The 19,425-nt window shown below is 50.6% G+C and carries 14 protein-coding genes; 12 read left to right on the top strand and 2 right to left on the bottom strand.

Translation table 11 applies throughout. The annotated features are described in order from the left end of the window. Positions 1–49: 49 nt before the first annotated feature. The gene (locus ABEW34_RS10445) at positions 50–877 is read right to left on the bottom strand and encodes an AraC family transcriptional regulator (RefSeq protein ID WP_056030225.1); all 828 of its coding nucleotides are present in this window, start codon (positions 875–877) and stop codon (positions 50–52) included. Between the two features lie 142 nt (positions 878–1,019). Here ABEW34_RS10445 and ABEW34_RS10440 point away from each other — a divergent pair, with 142 nt between their 5' ends. From ABEW34_RS10440 to phoU, 5 genes are all read left to right on the top strand, one after another. Further along, positions 1,020–3,086: a beta-galactosidase gene (locus tag ABEW34_RS10440; RefSeq protein ID WP_430157923.1), complete on the top strand. Its 2,067-nt coding sequence runs from the start codon at positions 1,020–1,022 to the stop codon at positions 3,084–3,086. A gap of 177 nt (positions 3,087–3,263) precedes the next feature. Continuing rightward, positions 3,264–5,375: a methyl-accepting chemotaxis protein gene (locus tag ABEW34_RS10435; protein WP_430157920.1), complete on the top strand. Its 2,112-nt coding sequence runs from the start codon at positions 3,264–3,266 to the stop codon at positions 5,373–5,375. 299 nt (positions 5,376–5,674) lie between these two features. Continuing rightward, positions 5,675–6,892, top strand: coding sequence for a methyl-accepting chemotaxis protein (locus ABEW34_RS10430; RefSeq protein WP_430157917.1), 1,218 nt, complete (start codon positions 5,675–5,677; stop codon positions 6,890–6,892). A 331-nt stretch (positions 6,893–7,223) separates the two neighbouring features. Then, complete coding sequence (gene pstB / locus ABEW34_RS10425; protein ID WP_099519433.1) at positions 7,224–7,979, top strand: phosphate ABC transporter ATP-binding protein PstB; 756 nt, start codon at positions 7,224–7,226, stop codon at positions 7,977–7,979. 66 nt (positions 7,980–8,045) lie between these two features. Continuing rightward, positions 8,046–8,705, top strand: coding sequence for a phosphate signaling complex protein PhoU (gene phoU / locus ABEW34_RS10420; RefSeq protein ID WP_430158571.1), 660 nt, complete (start codon positions 8,046–8,048; stop codon positions 8,703–8,705). Between the two features lie 65 nt (positions 8,706–8,770). Here phoU and ABEW34_RS10415 read toward each other — a convergent pair whose 3' ends face one another. After that, the gene (locus tag ABEW34_RS10415; protein ID WP_430157914.1) at positions 8,771–9,673 is read right to left on the bottom strand and encodes a LysR family transcriptional regulator; all 903 of its coding nucleotides are present in this window, start codon (positions 9,671–9,673) and stop codon (positions 8,771–8,773) included. Positions 9,674–9,840: 167 nt separating this feature from the next. On the opposite strand from ABEW34_RS10415, the gene ABEW34_RS10410 reads away from it, so the two are divergent. The 7 genes from ABEW34_RS10410 to polA all read left to right on the top strand — a co-directional run bounded on the left by ABEW34_RS10410 (position 9,841) and on the right by polA (position 19,395). After that, positions 9,841–10,797, top strand: coding sequence for a phosphate ABC transporter substrate-binding protein (locus ABEW34_RS10410; RefSeq protein ID WP_430157911.1), 957 nt, complete (start codon positions 9,841–9,843; stop codon positions 10,795–10,797). A 76-nt stretch (positions 10,798–10,873) separates the two neighbouring features. Then, the gene (gene pstC, locus ABEW34_RS10405; protein ID WP_430157908.1) at positions 10,874–11,797 is read left to right on the top strand and encodes a phosphate ABC transporter permease subunit PstC; all 924 of its coding nucleotides are present in this window, start codon (positions 10,874–10,876) and stop codon (positions 11,795–11,797) included. Then, positions 11,794–12,681, top strand: coding sequence for a phosphate ABC transporter permease PstA (gene pstA / locus ABEW34_RS10400; RefSeq protein WP_430157906.1), 888 nt, complete (start codon positions 11,794–11,796; stop codon positions 12,679–12,681). Before pstC ends, pstA begins: the two co-directional genes overlap by 4 nt. Before the next feature lie 14 nt (positions 12,682–12,695). Further along, entirely contained in the window at positions 12,696–13,454 is a 759-nt protein-coding gene (gene pstB, locus ABEW34_RS10395; protein WP_056030197.1) for a phosphate ABC transporter ATP-binding protein PstB, read from the top strand. A 255-nt stretch (positions 13,455–13,709) separates the two neighbouring features. Next, positions 13,710–15,317 carry a GGDEF domain-containing protein gene (locus ABEW34_RS10390; RefSeq protein ID WP_430157904.1) on the top strand — a complete coding sequence of 536 codons (1,608 nt, stop codon included), beginning with the start codon at positions 13,710–13,712 and terminating at the stop codon, positions 15,315–15,317. Continuing rightward, complete coding sequence (locus tag ABEW34_RS10385) at positions 15,268–16,503, top strand: EAL domain-containing protein (RefSeq protein ID WP_430157901.1); 1,236 nt, start codon at positions 15,268–15,270, stop codon at positions 16,501–16,503. The genes ABEW34_RS10390 and ABEW34_RS10385 overlap by 50 nt, the downstream gene beginning before the upstream one ends. 216 nt (positions 16,504–16,719) lie before the next feature. Further along, positions 16,720–19,395 (top strand): DNA polymerase I, encoded by a 2,676-nt coding sequence (polA, locus tag ABEW34_RS10380; protein WP_430157898.1) that lies wholly within the window; start codon positions 16,720–16,722, stop codon positions 19,393–19,395. Positions 19,396–19,425 lie beyond the last annotated feature (30 nt).

Genomic DNA, 19,425 nt, shown 5'->3' with positions numbered 1-19,425 from the left:
AGCGATTAATAAGCTTCTAGTCCCAGCGAGCGTTATGCGAATAGGCGGTTTATCGCATGCCGTGCATTTTTTTAAACTGTTCGGGACCGACGCCTTCCAGCCGTTTGAAGACGGAGCTGAAATAGCTGGCGCTGTCGAAGCCGGACAGCTTGGCGATTTCCTGCATTTTCAGCGTGCTCTCGCGGAACATCAGCTGCTTGCTGCGGCTGATTCGCTCACGGTTGACGTATTCCATCGGCCGCATGCGCATCGCTTTCTTGAATAAAAGGCATAAGTATTGCGGCGTTACATTAATCGCACCTGCTAAATCCTCAATCGTAATGAGGCTGCCCGCATGCGCTTCAATATATTGAATGACGGGATGGAGCCGCGATAGGCTTTGATGCGCCGAATGGGAGCTGACACGAACGACCTTCAGCAGATCAAGCAGCATCGCATAGAGCAGCTTCGAGCATTCCAGACCGAGAAAAGGACGGTCCGACTGCGACATGGCATATATGCTGCGCATATGTGAAATTAATACTTCTCCATCTGCTGTTGCATAGACGCCGGATTCAGTGATGCCGGCCTGCTCAAACAACGTTTCGCACAGGCTGCCGCCAAAGCTGACAAAATGCACATCCCACGGCTCGCGGGTTGCATAATAACGATGCGGCACTCCGGGGAACAGGCAGAAGCCTTGGCCATTTTTCACCGAATAGCTTTTTTCTCCGATAATAAGCTCGCCTTCCCCAGATGCAACCTGCAGCCATTGATAGTGGGGAAAGCCATTCATGCGATCGATCGTCTCCTGATTGCCCCAATGTCCGATTATGTCGACGTAAAGCGGCAGCGCAAGCTCGGTATCCGTTACAAGCGGGAATGCGATTGTATCCATATGCTGCACATCCTGTTTCATATTTTTATAGAGATAAGAATATTGTGAGATTTAGTTTCGATAAAACGAAATATATAATATGAATATAGTTAAAGAATGAGCGTTCGTCAAACGAATGCCGCTATTACAGGAGGTTACACAGATGAGCAGCAAATTTCCACCAATCAGCTCGAAAATTCCCCAAATGCTTCATGGCGCGGATTATAATCCGGACCAGTGGCTTAAATATCCTCATATTCTGGAGGAAGATATTCGTTTAATGAAATTGTCGCACAGCAATGTCATGTCGGTTGGCATTTTTGGCTGGGTTGCACTGGAGCCTGAGGAAGGCGTCTTCACTTTTGAGTGGATGGATCAATTGCTCGACCGCTTTGCGGCCAACGGCATTTATGCGCTGCTTGCAACGCCGAGCGGAGCGAGACCGGCCTGGATGTCATCTAAATACCCGGAAGTGCTCCGTGTAGATGAGAACGGCATTCGCAATCTGCATGGCGCACGTCATAATCACTGCTTTTCCTCTCCGGTCTACCGCGAGAAAGTGCAAATGATGAATACGAAGCTTGCTGAGCGTTATTCCAGCCATCCGGCTGTTATTGGCTGGCATATTTCCAATGAGTTCGGCGGCGAATGCCATTGCGATCTGTGTGCAGAGGCGTTCCGCGGCTGGCTGCAGCAGCGTTATGGTACACTTGAGGCATTGAACGATGCTTGGTGGACGACGTTCTGGAGCCATACGTATACCGATTGGAGCCAAGTCGATACGCCAACGCGGCGCGGAGAACGGGCGGTTCACGGCATGAATGTGGACTGGATGCGTTTTGTTACTGACCAGACAGTGGACTTCTGCCGCAAGGAAATGGAGCCGCTTCGCGCAATCAACCCGGAGCTGCCAATTACAACTAATTTTATGCTCGACTTTGAAGGGCTTAATTATTGGAAGTTTGCAGATATGCTCGATATGATTTCGTGGGATGCTTATCCAACTTGGCACAGCCTGGAGAGCGATAGCGAGCTTGCGGCTTGGATCGGCTTCAACCATGATATTTTCCGCTCGCTCAAAGGCGGCAAGCCATTTATGCTGATGGAAAGCACGCCAAGCATGACGAACTGGCAGCCGGTCAGCAAGCTGAAGAAGCCGGGGATGCATTTGCTTTCTTCCATGCAGGCCGTTGCCCATGGCTCGGATACGGTGCAATATTTCCAATGGCGCAAAAGCCGCGGCTCCAGCGAGAAGCTGCACGGCTCGGTCGTTGACCATGTCGGACATGAGCATACCCGCGTATTTAAAGACGTAACGGATGTAGGCCATGCGCTTACACAGCTTGGGGGAGTCGTAGGGACAACGGTGAAGCCGGAAGTCGCGATTATTTATGATTGGGAAAACCGCTGGGCGGTTAAAGACTCCCAAGGGCCGCGCAACTGCGGCATTCATTATGAGGAGACGGCGCGCAAGCATTACCGTCCGTTCTGGGAGCTAGGTATTCCGGTGGATATTATCGATTCCGAATGCGTTTTGGATTCATATAAAATCGTGATCGCGCCTATGCTGTACATGGTGCGTCCAGGTGTGGGCGAGGCTATTGAGAAGTTTGTTGAAAATGGCGGCACGTTTATTGCGACTTACTGGACCGGCATCGTGAACGAAAGCGATCTATGCTTCCTGACAGGCTTCCCAGGGCCGCTTCGCAAAACGCTCGGCATCTGGTCGGAGGAAATCGATTCCCTTCATGACGGCGAGACGAATCGCGTAGTCATGACGGAAGGCAATGCGCTGGGCTTGTCCGGCGAGTACGAAGCGCATGAGCTGTGCGACCTTATTCACCTGGAAGGGGCAGAGGCGCTGGCCGTATACGGCGAAGATTTCTATGCTGGCCGTCCGGCATTGACGGTGAACCGCTTGGGCAAGGGGAAAGCGTATTATGTAGCTTCCCGCAACAAAGAACCATTTTTCACAGATTTCTTCAAGACGCTTGTGGAGCAGGAGGGCATTCGCAAAGTGCTCGATACCGAGCTTCCTGAAGGCGTGACTGCGCAGCTGCGTGGCGATGGGGAGTCAGACTATGTATTCGTATCCAACTTCACGCCGCAAGAGCAGCAGGTAGTGCTCGATGGCCATTCCTATGAGGATGTTTTGAATGGTGGTCAAGCGGAGTCTGCACTGACACTTGCTGCGTATGATGTTCGGATTTTAAAACGTAAATCTCGTTAATCGTTTCAAAATGATGAGAGAACCGCGAACCTCGTTCGCGGTTCTTTTGTGCTGGAAAACGCTTTATTGAGTTTTGAAATAATCGGAAAGTTGAATATAGTTCTAAATACCTATAATCAAATATAGGCATATTGACGATTAACGATTCATGTTGTTTTGTATGGAGGAGTGGGTAGCTTGAGAAGGAAGCAGCTGCATTTATCTTTGACGGTTAAATTGGTATCCTGTGTGGTCATTTGCTTGCTTGTCATTTTTACTGTAATGAATGTGCTGAATATTAATCAACTGGAGTCGCTTGCTGTGACGAAGGGTGAGCAGGAAGCACAGTTGGCCGGAACTGAATTTGTGATGTCGATACAGCGTGAGCTTACGGCAACCGAAGCAAAATTGGAAAATCTGATGCTTATCCTGAAGGAAACGCGAAGTGAAAAACAGCTATCGCGTCAAAAAGTCGTTGAAATGCTGCAAACCATGGTCGAAAATGATCCACGTGTGCTGGCATATTATACGTTATGGGAGCCCGATGCTTTTGACCAAGAAGACGAGGCCAATAGTAACTACTCGACATACGATGATAAAACAGGCCGTTTTATTCCTTATGTTTTCCGTAACGGCAGTGGAACGGCAATCAATCCGCTTTCGGATTATACGGTGGAAGGGGCGGGAGACTATTATTTGCTGCCCAAGCAATCGAAAAAAACAACGTACGTTGATCCTTATTTTTATAATGTAGCCGGTCAGCAGACGCTTATTACATCGATTGTTGTTCCTATATTGGATCAAAGCGGGAGCTTCCTAGGGATAGTCGGAGCAGACTTATCCATTGAGAGCTTCCAAAAGTCGGCAGCCGAGTATTCGCCAATGGGCGGTTATGTATCCCTGATTAGTGAAAAAGGAAATTATTTGGCAAATCCGAATGATACGGCAGCACTGAATGAGGCTTTCGCGGATAATGAAGGGAAGCAGGCGCTTCTAGATGATGTGATGAGAGGTACGCGTTATTCGGGATACACGGCGGATACGAATGGCGACGAAGTTATGCGGCTGTTTGAGCCGATAGCGCTGCCGGGAAGCAATCAATTTTGGTATAGCCAGAGCGTCGTTCCTAAAGCAGCAATATTTGAAGATTTTAATGCCAGTCGCACGGCATCGCTGGTTATTGCCTGTTCTTCGATGATTTTATTGGGTGTTATTATTTCTCTCCTGATCCGCTTTATGGTCATTCGCAAGCTGAAATGGTTTAATATAGGACTTGAAAAAATGGCCGAGGGCGACCTCACCCAGACGATTGCCATTAAACAGCAGGATGAGCTAGGCCAGATGGCTGCCTCCTTTAATAGGATGACGGAGAAGCTGCGGGGCATGTTCCAGCTCGTGACGAATCTCGGGGTAGCCGTAAGTGAAACGTCGGAGCAGTTGACGGCTAGCGCTGATCAGACGAGCAAAGCGTCCGAGACGATTGCCGAATCGATTCAGACGGTAGCGATGGATGCCGAGACGCAAAATCAGCATGCCGGCGGCACCGCAGAAGCGATGCATGCGATGTCCAGCCATGTTCAGCGCATAGCTGAATCGAGCGATCAGGTAGCCTCCTCGGCGAATGGTGTCGCGCTGCAGACAGCGGATGGTTATCAATTGATGCAGGAGGCCGTCCGGCAAATGGGCCAAATCCAGCATTCGGTTACGGAGACGGAAGCAGCGATTGAACGGCTTAATGAACGCTCGGCCCAAATCGGTCAGATGACGGGCCTAATTACAGCGATCAGCGTACAAACGAATCTGCTTGCGCTGAATGCCGGCATTGAGGCTGCACGGGTAGGCGAGCATGGACGGGGCTTTGCCATAGTAGCGCAGGAGGTGCGCAAGCTGGCGGAGCAGACGAAGCAGGCAGCGGATCAAGTATCACAGCTTGTGGATGGCATCCGCAGCGATACGGATCATGTGGCGCAAACGATGCAAAGAGGCTCTAAAGAAGTGGCGAGCGGCGCGCAAACGGTAGAAGGAAGCGGCGAGCTGTTCAATGCGATAATGAATGAAATGAGCGCAGTCAGCAGCCAGATTCAAGAGGTTTCAGCAGCGGCTGGGCAGATGAATGCGAGCTCGCAGCAAATGACCGCAAGCGTTGAACAAATGGCGGTTATAGCGGGCGACACGGCATCCAATTCCCATAATGTCGCAGCGGCCTCCGAGGAGCAGCTGGCATCGATGCAGCAAATCTCGGCGGCGGCCGAGTCACTGGACCATATGGTTCAGGAGCTGCTGGAAAAACTATCGCAGTTTAAAATTTAATTTCTGTCCAAAAACCGCTATTCGCCTGCTCATTCAGCAGCGTGAATAGCGGTTTTTTTGAAATATAAGCCCATTTATAAGTATCACACTTATAAATGGGCTTATATTTCATCGCGAAACGGAAGCTTTGCCGCCAAAGGACAGCTTCAGCTGTTTGCGATTGCCTCCTTTTCCTCAAAGTGGAATTTCCGAGAAGCGGGCTTGGTCTAATTTGACATTGCGTTAACATAGCAAAGTATTTCCGTTGATGCTAAAGACCTATAGTGAAGGAAGAAGGAATTACGGAAGGATGATGACCAATGACGACTGCTGAGCTAGCGCATCCGATGGATATGAAGCTGGAAATGGACGAATTAGAAGCCAAGCATCCAGAGCAGCAGGCAGAAAACGTCTTAACGGCGGAGGCTGCCGGTTCGGGAAAGCAGACAGGCGCTCCGTCGCAGTCGGCTGCTCGGCTTGCCGATTTTATTCGTCAGGCGCCGATTGTGCGGGAGGAGCGGACCTGCAAAGAGACGATAGCGGTCTTCAAGCAGCATCCCGAATCGGAATGTGTCGTCGTTTGTGACGCTGTTGATCGAGTGAAGGGACTCATGATGCGGAATCGTTTTTTTCTAAAGCTGGGCCATCGTTTTAGTGCGGATTTATATTATGAAAAGCCTATAACCGTCATGATGGATGCAGCTCCGCTTATTATTGACTTCGAAAGTGCCCCGGACCATCTTATTGAGCGGGCGCTTAATCGTCAGGAGAAAGTACTCTATGATTGCGTGCTTGTGACGGATGCAGACAAATTCACCGGCGTCTTGACGGTTGCCGATTTGCTGAAGCTTTCCAAAAGGCTGCAGGAAGAAGCGGAGCTGGCACAGCGTAGGACGATTCGATCTGCAGAAGAGCGCGTAAAGGAGATCGAATCAGCGATTCAGAGCGTACGAGGCTCCACGGAGGAAGGCGAGGAGCTTTCAGTCGTGATGGTCGATTTGACGTTGAAGGGGAAAAACGAGCTGGATAACGTAACGAAGGCATTCGCTTCCATCGCGGCCAACTCCCAGCTTCAGGAGGAGCGAATGCGTGCCTTGCAGGCGGAAGCTGGTTCGATTAGCAAGGTGTCGGGGCTGATTAAGGAGCTGGCAGAACAAAGCAATTTGCTGGCGATCAATGCTTCCATTGAAGCGGCGCGGGCTGGCGAGCATGGGCGAGGCTTTGCAATCGTGGCTGGCGAAGTGATGAAGCTGGCGAACCAGACGAAAACATCAGCAGGTACGATTACATCGCTTATTCAAACGATTATCCATGAAATCGAACAAACGGCGCAGCTGGCGAAAAACGGCAGATTGGAGACGGCGTCTAGCGAAGCGCATGTGCATGAGGTAGAAGGCGCATTCAATAGCCTGTTTCATGCGGCAGCCGAAAATCGCGGCAATGCCGGGCAAATTGGGGCATTGTCCGAGCAGGCTTATTTGCAAGTGCAGCACGTCGCACAAGAAATGAGCAGCCTCCAAAGGAGCACTCATTCATAAAACGTCTACTTTTAACACTACGTTAACATAAATGCAATATAAGATTTACAAACAGTCTGTAACATATAGAAGCGTGGTGGGAAAGGCGTAACGGAATGGAAAGCTTGAGCTGGAGAAGCGGTAGCGTTCGTTTTTACCCTTGAATTTCTCCATTTAATAGCTTATTCAAAGAAATTCAAGGGTAATGGCGATCGTAAGCCAAGCTTTTCGTGCAGTGCAGTCTCTTTTTCACCACACTTCTAGAACGGAACAGACTAGTTGCGGCATGAATCACATACAACCCATAAATAAGGGGTAAACGGGCAATGGAAAGCAATAAGGAGGAGAACGTTTGGAAGCGCTAATTAACATAGACAAGCTGAATCTTTATTACGGGGCGTTCCACGCACTGAAGAACGTATCGCTTACGATTCCGGCTAAGGCGATTACCGCCTTTATCGGACCTTCCGGCTGTGGCAAATCAACCTTGCTGCGGACGCTTAACCGGATGAATGACATGATTCAAGGAACGAGGATCGAAGGCAGCATTATCATTGACAAGCAAAATATTTATTCTAACGAGGTGGAGGTAGAAGCGCTGCGCCGTAAAATCGGCATGGTGTTCCAGCAGCCGAATCCTTTTCCAAAGTCGATTTATGATAATGTGGCTTATGGTCCGCGCCTGCACGGCATTACAAACAAAAAAGAGCTTGATGAAATTGTAGAAACGAGCTTGAAATCTGCGGTGCTGTGGGGCGAAGTGAAGGATTCCTTGAAGCGCTCGGCACTGGGCTTATCGGGCGGTCAGCAGCAAAGGCTTTGTATCGCCAGAGCGATTGCGGTTAACCCGGATATTTTGCTGATGGATGAAGCGACTTCGGCGCTTGATCCGATTTCTACCTTGAAAATCGAAGAGCTGACCCAGGAGCTGAAGGACAAATATACGATTGTTATGGTCACTCACAATATGCATCAGGCGGCTAGGGTATCCAACCAAACGGTATTTTTCCTGAACGGCGAAGTTGTTGAATATGCGGATACGGAAAAGCTCTTTTCCAATCCGTCCGACCAGCGCACGGAGGATTATATTTCCGGACGCTTCGGCTAATGCTGAATAAGCGGGCTCATGCGTTTTCCATGTAAAGATTGATCATTTGGGAGGAAAATTAAAATGATGACAACACGCAAGGAGTTCGACCACGGCCTCGAGCAGCTTCATGATTTTGTAATTGAGATGGGGAATTTTGTTGAGAATGCATTGGTCGAATCCATCGAGGCTCTAAAAGCTGTTGATGTAGAGCGCGCGCAGCAGGTCATCGCCGCTGATCTTTCGCTCAATCAACTGGAGGAGAAAGTAACGGAGCTTGGAGCAAAGCTCATTGCGACGCAGCAGCCGGTAGCGAAGGACTTGCGCCGGATTTTATCTTCCTTCCGCATTGCCAGCGATTTGGAGCGGATGGGCGATCTGGCGGTTGATATTGCCAAGGTCGTATTGCGCATGGAAGGGCAGGAGCTAATTAAACCGCTCATCGATCTTCCGCGCATGGCCGAAATTGTTCAAATGATGACAACGGAATCTATCCAATCCTTCATTCAAGAAAATGTCGACCTCGCTTACAAAATGGCCAAGGATGACGATCAGGTCGATGCGCTGTACGGGCAAATTACCCGTGAGCTTTACTCCCTAATGATGGAAAATCCTCGCAACATTACGCAATCCTCGCTGCTTAGCTTTGTTGGCCGTTACCTGGAGCGCTTCGGCGACCACGCCACCAACATCGGTGAGAGCGTCGTCTACATTGTGACAGGCACAAGACCGGATTTGAACGTTTAGCCTCATAACCTAGTGAAAAAGGTTCCGTTTCCGCGCAGCTGTGGAAATGGAGCCTTTTTTTAATGTTATAAGCTGATGCTATCCAGCACCTGCTGCATAAAAGCTTGATCCCAGTGCTGGCTGCGCCAGCTGGCGATCATCGGCCACCGGGCTGCCTCACTGTCCAGGGCAGCAAGCTTTAAACCAAGCTCATCTAGCTTAGCCGCTTGCGGCAGTAAGCATTCGGGCAATATAGCAAGGTCCCCGCAGGCTGCGGCGGTATTTATTAGCAGCTCCACCGATCCGAAGGACATATGCGAGGTTAAGGAATACTGGTGCTTGCGGCTCCATTCATGAATGCGCTGTGCGACAGAGCTGTCAGCAAGCTCGGCAAACTCATATTTCTCGAGCTGGGAGCCCAATGAAATTTCTCCTGACCAAGCATATAAAGGATGCTGCTGAGGAATAATAACCCGGAGCGGCGAGGCGCCAATCGTCTGATTGCGGAATTCGCCGCCATCAGCCTGCTGCTTTCCTTCCCCATACATAATAAAGTCAACCGTTCCCAGATGCAGCTTCTGATAAAGCTCCTCCTCATCATGAACAGCGATGGACATAATAGCGGCATGGCTTTCGGAAAGTGTCCGCAGCTTTCCCATTGCGGCGCTGTTTGCAAGGTAAGCGGCGGTACTAGTCGTACAGCCGATCACAAAACGATTTTTCTCTGCCGCATGAATGGCACCAAGCCTCGACTCCGCCTCGCTATATAATTGGTCAATTTGCGAAGCATAATGAAGCAGCAGCTTTCCATTGCGAGTGAGCAGCACTTTCCCCGTCCGCATTTCGAACAGCTTGACGCCCCATTCCTCCTCCATTTTCTTCATATGAAAGCTGACGGTAGGCTGCTTGATTTGCAGGGCATTGGCCACCGCTGTGATCTGTTTATAGCGATCGATGAGGACCATTAACTTCATTTTTAACAAACTCATGAGCTGCCTCCTGAAATCTTTCATTTTATCTATATCATATCCACATTCATAGAAAAAATCTATGAGATTTAATTGATAATTTTACAAACAGAAAACATTAGGTTAATGCCCCCGATCTACAATAGGTCTTGTGAAGCAAACAAGGTATTGAGAGGGGAAAATAAGAAATGAAGAAGTCTTTGATGTTGATTATGGCAATGGTACTGACATTTACACTGGCTGCATGCGGCCAAGCAAACAATGGAGGTACAACAGCAGGCAACACAACAAGCTCAAGCAGCCCATCGACAGAGCCATCCGCTGAACCATCAACAGAAGCATCTGGTCTAACAGGCTCGATTCTTGCAACAGGATCCTCTGCCCTTCAACCATTGGTTGACCAAGCATCTAAAATGTTTATGGAAAAAAACAGCGGCGTTACAATTCAAGTACAAGGCGGCGGCAGCGGTACGGGCCTGACGCAAGTATCCGAAGGACAAGCAAATATCGGCAACTCCGACGTTTATGCGGAAGAGAAGCTGGATGCAGATAAAGCAAAAGAATTGGTTGACCACCAAGTGGCAGTAGTCGCTATGGCAGCAGTTGTGAACAAGGATGTAAAAGTAGACAACCTGACGAAGCAACAGCTGATTGATATTTTCACAGGCAAAGTAACGAACTGGAAAGACCTTGGCGGCGACGATGCAGCAATCGTAATCGTAAACCGTCCAGCAAGCTCCGGTACTCGCGCTACTTTTGAGAAATATGCACTTGGCCAGAAGTCTGAAGATCTTCAAGGCTCGATCCAAGAGGATTCGTCCGGTACCGTTAAGAAAATTATCGGTGAAACACCAGGCGCTATCGGTTACCTGGCACTTTCTTACCTTGATGATTCCATTAAATCAGTAAGCTATGACGGCGTAGCAGCTAACGTAGAAAACGTAGCAAACGGCACGTATCCAGTATGGGCTTATGAGCACATGTATACAAAAGGCGAGCCTGATGCAGCAGCAAAAGCTTTCCTGGAATACATGATGAGCGAAGAAATCCAAAACGAAAAAGGCTTGGTTGTTGAGCTGGGTTATATCCCAACTAGCCAAATGCAAGTCGTTCGCGATCTCGACGGCAACATCACTAAGAAGTAGTAGCTAATCATTCATAGGCCAGCACAAGAGGCGGATTCGCAATCTGCCTCTTTCTGGCTGTATAGAGGAGATTATTATGGCGCAAACGATACCGAAAAAAACGGCGGGCAATGGCCGTACCGCGGGCAATAACCATTTTGTAGAAGAATGGGTCGGTAAAGTATATACAACCTTATGTGTCCTGTTTTTGGTTGCGACGATTATTGCGATGGTGTATTTTGTCGCTTCCCGTGGACTAAGCACCTTTTTCAAAGATCATGTAAACGTATTTGAGCTTTTAGGCGGTTTAAAATGGAGCCCGGAAGGAACTCCCCCATCCTTCGGTGCATTCCCGTTCATCTTCGGCTCCTTCAGCACATCGCTGCTTGCGGCATTGCTTGCGGCACCGCTCAGCATTTGCGCTTCCATCTTTATGATTGAAATTACGCCGAAATTTGGACGCAAGTTTTTGCAGCCTGTTATTGAACTGCTGGCGGGCATTCCATCCGTCGTATACGGCTTTATCGGTCTTAGCGTCATCGTGCCTTTATTCCGTGATATTTTTCCTGGACAAGGTTTGGGTGTAGCTGCGGGTGCGCTTGTATTGTCCATTATGATTTTACCAACGATGACGACGGTTGCGACAGATGCGCTCGCTTCCTTGCCTGCTGGACTTAAGGAAGGCTCTTACGCACTAGGTGCCACACGCTGGCAAACGATTTATCGCGTCGTTATTCCGACCACGCTTCCTGCGCTTATGACGGGTGTCGTGCTCGGTATCGCACGGGCATTCGGCGAGGCGCTCGCTGTACAGATGGTTATTGGCAACGCGCCCTTCGTGCCGCGCTCCCTGTTTGAGTCGGCTTCGACGCTGACAAGCGCTATTACGCTCAGCATGGGCAACACGGCTGCTGGCTCCACGCATAACAATGCTTTGTGGTCGCTTGCGATGATTTTGATGCTCATGACATTCGTTTTCGTATTTATCGTACGCTGGCTGGAAGGCAGGTCTAAACTATGAAACCAAAAACAGTAGATAAAATGGCCACAGCCGTCATTATTTGCGTAGCTGCATTCATCGTGCTGCTGCTAATCGGCTTGCTCGGCTTCATTCTTGTGCGCGGGCTAGGCCATATCAGCTTCAGCTTCCTGACCTCGGCTCCTGAATCGTTTAGAGCGGGCGGAGGCATTGGGCCGCAGCTGTTCAACTCCTTGTTCCTGCTCGTGCTCACGATGATTATCACCGTTCCGATTGGCATTGGTGCAGGCATCTATATGAGTGAATATGCGAAGCCGAGCAAGCTGACTGATTTTATCCGGCTTGTCGTTGAGGTATTATCTTCGTTTCCTTCCATTATTGTTGGTTTGTTCGGTTTGCTTATGCTTGTCAATTATTTCGGTCTTGGCTTTTCCTTGCTGGCGGGTGCGCTTGCACTGACCGTGTTTAATCTTCCGCTGATGGTGCGGATTACGGAGCAGGGCCTCAAAAGCGTGCCAAGAGAGCAGAAGGAAGCGAGTCTGGCGCTGGGCTTGACGAAGTGGAAGACGATTACGTCCACCATGCTGCCCATCGCATTGCCGATTATTGTATCGGGCACGATTTTGGCTGCGGGCCGCGTATTTGGCGAAGCGGCGGCGCTGCTCTTTACGGCTGGGATGAGCTCGCCTAGACTCGATTTTTCGGATTGGAACCCATTTAGCCCGGTATCTCCGCTTAACCCTTTGCGTCCGGCTGAAACGCTTGCGGTTCATATTTGGAAAATCAATTCCGAGGGACTTGCTCCCGATGCTGCGGAAATTGCTGCTGGAGCTTCGGCTGTACTAGTCATCACGGTGCTGCTGTTTAATTTGCTCGCACGCTGGCTCGGCCGCTTCATGTACCGCAAGTTTACCGCTACGAAATAGGAGGATGGCAGCATATGGCTGAAAATGGCATATCCGTACGCGATTTAAGCGTTTATTATGGCAGCAATAAGGCTGTTAAAAATGTATCGATCGATTTTGAAAATAAACAGGTTACAGCGCTCATCGGTCCGTCCGGCTGCGGGAAATCGACGTTTTTGCGGACGCTGAACCGAATGAACGATTTGATTCCGAACGCCAAAATGACCGGAGAGATCTGGATTGGCGATGAGGATATCAACAATCCGAAAACCGATGTGGTGCTGCTGCGCAGACGCATCGGCATGGTATGGCAGCGGCCGAACCCTTTTCACAAGTCGATTTATGAAAATATTGCTTTTGGCCCGCGCTACCACGGCATCAAAAATAAAAGTGAGCTCGATGAGCTGGTAGAGGAATCGCTCCGCAAAGCGGCGCTTTGGGAAGAGACGAAGGACCGCTTGCATACGTCGGCGCTTAGGCTGTCTGGCGGACAGCAGCAGCGGCTATGTATTGCCCGCTCCATTGCGGTCAAGCCGGACATTATTTTGATGGATGAACCAGCCTCGGCGCTTGATCCCATTTCGACCTCCAAGGTAGAGGAGCTGATTACGGAGCTGAAGCAGGACTATTGCATCGTTATTGTCACGCACAATATGCATCAAGCGGCAAGGATTTCGGCCAAGACGGCGTTTTTCCTGTCCGGCGAGCTGGTGGAATTCGAAAATACAGAGAAAATGTTTACGAATCCCAGCAAAAAAGAAACGAGCGACTATATTTCAGGTCGTTTCGGGTGATCCCCTTGCATGCATGCTCTCAGCATAGCCACAAGGGAACCCCGTATGCCCCAGCAACAACTTCTGCCTGCTAAGTTAAGCCGGTATGGAGTTGTTTTTTTATATGCTGAAAAGTAGGTGCAGCACCCATGCATGCTAACAGCATCTAGGGCAAAAGTCTTGTGCTTTACAGATAGTTTACATGAATATGTTACTCTGCTCACATTTGGCTGGTAAGGTAGAAGCAGAACAACCAAGACTAAAGGGAGACCTGGCATGGACGAGATGGCAATTGGTCTGATCCATATAGAACTGCTCCAAGTGATGAGGGAAAGCTGGCGGCTTGGGGGAATTGGCATCATATATATGCGGCTTACGGAGGAACGAGCCTTGCCCGAAACATGGCTGAGGACATGGGAGCGGCAGTTGAGGGCGTTCAGGCTGATCTGGAAGCACAGCTTAGGACAGGAATATTACATTATGCTCGGCTGCAATGGCTCGAGGCTTGGATCTGAGCAGGCGATGAATGACAGCGCAGCGGAGCTGTATACGCTCGCAAGCCGGGAGCAGTCAGTTTTTATAGGTCATGTGATCGCATATCCGCCTGCGGGGCAGAGCCATGAAGCGGCTGAGCAAGCCGCATGGAAAGCGCTTAGGGAAGCTTGGCGGCGAGCGGAAATGAACAGCATGCGGGTTTCAAGCAAGCAATCAGAGGAAGCGGACAATAGTCCGGATTCGGATAGGCGGCTGGAAACAGCGGCAGCAATGGCGCTTGCAGAAAGGCAAAGTCGGCAGGAGATAGCGGCTGCGCTTGAACCGGAAGCAGCGGCGATCGCTTATTATGCTGCACCAGGCATGAGCATTGGTGAGCAGGCAGCGCCGTTTCCCGTGTTTTCAGCGCAGGCGCGCGTGACGGAAATTGCCGATTTTTTCAATATGAACGGCAAGGAGCAGTGCGTGATTTTACAGGAGGAGGGGCGCCCCGTCGGCCTGCTGATGAAGCAAAAGCTGCATGAGCTGCTAGCGGGGAAATATGGGCTGCCGCTTTATTCTACTCGTCCTGTTGAAAAAATTATGAATGCATCGCCATTAATTGTGGACGCTGACATGCCGATAGAGCATGTATCTCAGCTGGCGATGGCACGGGATATTTCCCATTTGTATGATGTCGTTATCATTACAGCGGGAGGCCAGCTGTTTGGCGCAACGACGGTTCGCGATATTCTGGAGCGCATTACGACGCTGCGCATGGAGGCGGCTAGATCAGCCAATCCGCTGACGGGTCTGCCCGGCAATGAGGGCATCCAGCTGGAGCTGGCTCGCAGGAGCAGGGGAGACAAGCCGTTCGCCGTCATTTATGCGGATCTGGATTATTTCAAATGGTTTAATGATTGCTTTGGATTTAGCCAAGGCGATGCGCTTATTCGTTTTTTGGCGGATACGCTAGTCGGGATTAAGGAAGAATACGGGATGGCGAGCGATTTTATCGGGCATATCGGCGGTGATGATTTCATTATGGTAACGGAGTCCTCTTATGCTGAAAAAGTTTGCACCAGGCTGATTGAACGTTTCGACGGCGGGGTGAAAAGGTATTACGGTGGAGTGGAGGTCAGCATGGTGGAGGATCGTCACGGCAACACTGTGGAGCAGGAAGGGGTAACCTTGTCCCTATCTTTAATGCTTGCTGCCGGCGGCACGGCGCCAAGCCACATATCCACTTTAACAGCGAAGCTCAAGAAGCGTGCCAAGATGCAAAAAGGCAGTGTATATGTCATGCAGGATATGGCTTTTTGCACACAAGAAAGTAATGCTACAGAGGGGATCGAAGTGAGACGTGGGACATCATCAAGCGATAGTGCAGCGAAGCAACCTTATAGTGGATGAAAAGCCGGAAAATATTGGCGTTATCTATTTATCCTGGCACAGTGTACATTCGGCAGGCACCTTTGAGCAGCTGCCCCCCTCATTTATGAAGAGATGGAAGCTATACATAGAGATGATGATTTATGCGAACCCGGAAACAGCTGCCCATGTACGGGACAAGTTTTGGATGGGCGATGATTTGTATATTGTGATGGCTTTGCCGGATTTGCAGCAGCAGGAGCTGCTGGGAAATTTGCTGCAAGCCGCAGGCAAATGGCAGGAGGAAGCCGAGCGGGGGTTCAGTGGGGCCGAGTTTGGACCCATGTCGGATATGCGTCTGCATGCAGGCGTAGGTTTGGTAGAGCGCAGCGATACCGGAAGCTCAGTCTCCCGCCTGTATGAAGCTTCAAAGCGAGCGCTATTATATGGGCAGCAGAAGGAAGCTTTAACACGCGCCATGCGGCTGCAATATTTGAACGGCCTAATTCGCGGCAAGCTGCTCATTCCGGTCTATCAGCCGATTATGTCGCTACAGGAAATTGGAGGCGAGCGGGCAGCCTTCGGATATGAGGCACTCACGCGGTTTCCTGAAAATAAATGGTTTTCCAGTCCGCTTGACTTGTTTGCGTTCGCAGAAGAGTCGGGAGAGGTGGCGCGGCTGGATCAGACGGCGCGCGAGCAGGCAGTGGAGAGCAGTAGCGGCCTTCATTCGCATCAGAAGCTGTTTCTAAATATGACGGCGCAATTGCTAAATGAAGGAAGCTTTTACCCCGACCGGCTGGCCAAAATGATGGAGCAGCGGGGGTTGTCGCCCCATCATATCGTCTTTGAAATTACGGAGCGTTCGGCTATTCAGGATTATGGCTCAGTACTAGCTACACTTGCGCAGTATCGCCGCCAAGGCTTTCAAATCGCAATCGACGATGTAGGCGCGGGATATTCGTCGCTGCAGGCTATTATCGAGCTGAAGCCGGATTATATAAAAGTAGACCGCTCCCTCATTATGGGCATTCATGAGCACGAGATGAAGGAGCATATTGTGCATACGCTTGTCCAACTGGCCGACAAAATGGCCATTGGCATCATCGCCGAGGGCATTGAGCATCAAGAGGAGTTGAACAAAGTAAAGGCAATGGGCGTTCATTATGCCCAAGGCTATTTGCTAGGGCGCCCGGGTAAGATTGCCGCTCTGGTCCAGCGGCGATAGCCGGGATGAGAAAAGCTGTTTCTGAGCGATCCATATGGAGCTTGGAGAGAGCTTTTTTTCACGAAATGGGCCATGTATGAAGTGGTCGGCAGCCTTGCTAATGCTAGCTGCGGATGCGGATTTTCAGGAATGTTGGCAACCTAGCGCGAGAAGGAAGCAAAGGCATTTGCAGTTATGGTATGATAACCATTAGAACCGATAAATGAGGTGTCAATAATGGATAAATGGATGTTATTAGATGGCAATAGTATTGCGTACCGGGCATTTTTTGCAATGCCTCCGCTTACGAATTCGGCTGGTTTACATACGAATGCGATATATGGCTTTACGACGATGCTGCTTAAGCTGCTGGAAGACGAGAAGCCGACGCATGTACTCGTTGCATTTGATGCAGGGAAGGCAACCTTTCGCCATGAAGGATATGCAGAATATAAAGGTGGACGGGAGAAAACGCCGCCGGAGCTGTCGGAACAATTTCCGGTGCTCAAGGAGCTGCTGCAGGCTTTTCAAATTGCGCAGTTTGAGCTGAATGGCTTTGAGGCGGACGATATTATTGGTACGCTCACCCGGCTTGCGGACGAGCAGAAGGTCGAGACGCTTGTCGTCACGGGCGACAAGGATATGCTCCAGCTCGTATCGGAGCATGTGACCGTCGCGCTGACGCGCAAAGGGGTGAGCGAGCAGGAGCGATATTCGCCGGCTGAAATTAAGGAGAAATACGGACTGACGCCGAATCAAATCATTGATTTGAAAGGGCTGATGGGCGATGCCTCCGACAATATTCCGGGCATTCCGGGAGTTGGCGAGAAAACAGCGCTCAAGATGCTGCATGAATTCGGCACGGTTGAAGAAGTGCTGGCGAATACAGCGAGCCTGAAGGGCAAGATGAAGGAAAAGGTCGAGCAGCATAAAGAGGATGCGGTAATGAGCAAGAAGCTCGCGACGATTCACCGCGAGGTGCCGCTTGCGCCGGAGCAGGAGCCTGAAGCGATTCGCTACGGCGGCTTTAATGGGCCGGCGCTTGCGGATGTGCTGCGCCGGCTGGAATTCCGATCCGTTCAGGAACGGCTCGGACTGAGCGGCGAAGGAAGCGGTTCAGCAGGCGAAGCGGCCGAGCTGAACCTGATCCCAATCGAGTCGGCTGCGGACGCGCCGAAGCTCGATGAGCTGATGAAGGCGCTTGAAGCGGATGAGAGCGGCTTCGGTCTGTATGTAGAGGCGATAGGCGAAAATCCGCATCAGGCTGAGCTGGTCGGGCTCGCGCTGGCAAGCGCCGAAGCGGCCTATGCGCTGCCTTTCGCCGCGCTGAAGGAAGCTTTCGCAGAGCCGCTGCGGAGCTGGCTTGCCGATCCAAGCAAGAAGAAAATCGGCTTTGATACGCATAAAGTCGAGCTGGCTTTGAAGTGGGAGGGCATAGCGCTGAGCGGCGTGAGCTTTGATGTCCAACTGGCCGCTTATGTGATTGATCCAACGGAGTCGAGTCTTTTGCTCTCCGGCATTACCCATCGCTACGAACAGCCAGCTGTCCCTAGTGATGAGTCGGTATACAGCAAAGGAGCAAAGCTTAAAGTACCAGCTGCGGCTGTGCTGTATCAGCATCTGGCAACGAAAGCCGATGCGGTGCGCAGAGTGGCGCCTTTGCAGCGCGAAGAGCTGAAGGAAACAGGCATGCTCAGCTTGTATGAAGAGCTGGAGCTGCCACTTTCCGTTATATTGGCGGGGATGGAGCATCAGGGCATCAGCGTCGAGAAGGCGGAGCTGGAGACACTCGGCAGCGAGCTGGAGCGCCAGCTGAAGGCGCTGGTGACGGAAATTTACAAGCAGGCGGGCATGGAATTTAATTTGAATTCACCGAAGCAATTGGGCGAGGTGCTGTTCGAGAAGCTGGGCTTGCCCGCAAGGAAAAAGACGAAGACGGGCTACTCTACAGATGCCGAGGTGCTTGAGGAGCTGGCACCTTACAGTGAAATTGTGCCGCTCATCTTGCATTATCGGACGCTTGCGAAGCTGCAATCCACCTATGTGGAAGGGCTGCTCAAAGAGATTCGCCAGCAGACGGGCAAAATCCATACGTATTTCCGCCAGACGATAGCGGCAACAGGCCGTCTGAGCAGCCAATTCCCGAATTTGCAAAACATTCCGATCCGCCTGGAAGAGGGCCGCAAAATCCGCAAAGCATTCGTCCCGTCCGAACCGGGCTGGACCATACTCGCAGCGGACTATTCGCAAATTGAGCTGCGCGTGCTCGCCCATATTTCCGGCGATGAGAATATGAAGGAAGCGTTCATTCAGGACATGGACATTCATACGAAAACGGCGATGGACGTATTTGGCGTAACCGAGGATCAGGTGGATTCTAATATGCGTCGTTCGGCAAAGGCAGTCAATTTCGGTATTGTGTACGGCATAAGCGACTTTGGCCTTTCCAACAACCTGAACATTACGCGAAATGAAGCCGGACGGTTTATTGAGCAATATCTCGGCGTCTTCAAAGGCGTGAAGTCGTTTATGGATCGAATTAAAGTCGAGGCGGCGAAGCAAGGCTATGTGACGACTTTGCTCGATCGCAGACGGTATTTGCCGGATATTAACCATTCGAACTTCAATAAACGTTCATTCGCAGAGCGCACAGCCATGAATTCGCCGATCCAAGGCACAGCAGCGGACATTATTAAGCTGGCGATGGTGCATATGAATAAGAAGCTGCACGAGCTGAAGCTCAAAAGCCGCATGCTGCTCCAAGTACACGATGAATTGGTATTTGAGGTGCCGGAGGATGAGCTTGAACAGATGAAAAAACTTCTTCCCGAGGTGATGGAATCCGCTATCAAGCTTGATGTTCCGCTTAAGGCGGACGTTAGTTTTGGAGCGAACTGGTATGAAGCGAAATAACCCGCTGGGAGCGGAAATCAGGTATAATAG

It is taken from the genome of Paenibacillus algorifonticola, assembly GCF_050481745.1.
GTDB classification, from domain to species: domain Bacteria; phylum Bacillota; class Bacilli; order Paenibacillales; family Paenibacillaceae; genus Pristimantibacillus; species Pristimantibacillus algorifonticola_A.
Note: the sequence above shows the minus strand (reverse complement) of the source record. Positions and strands in the feature narration are given on the sequence as shown.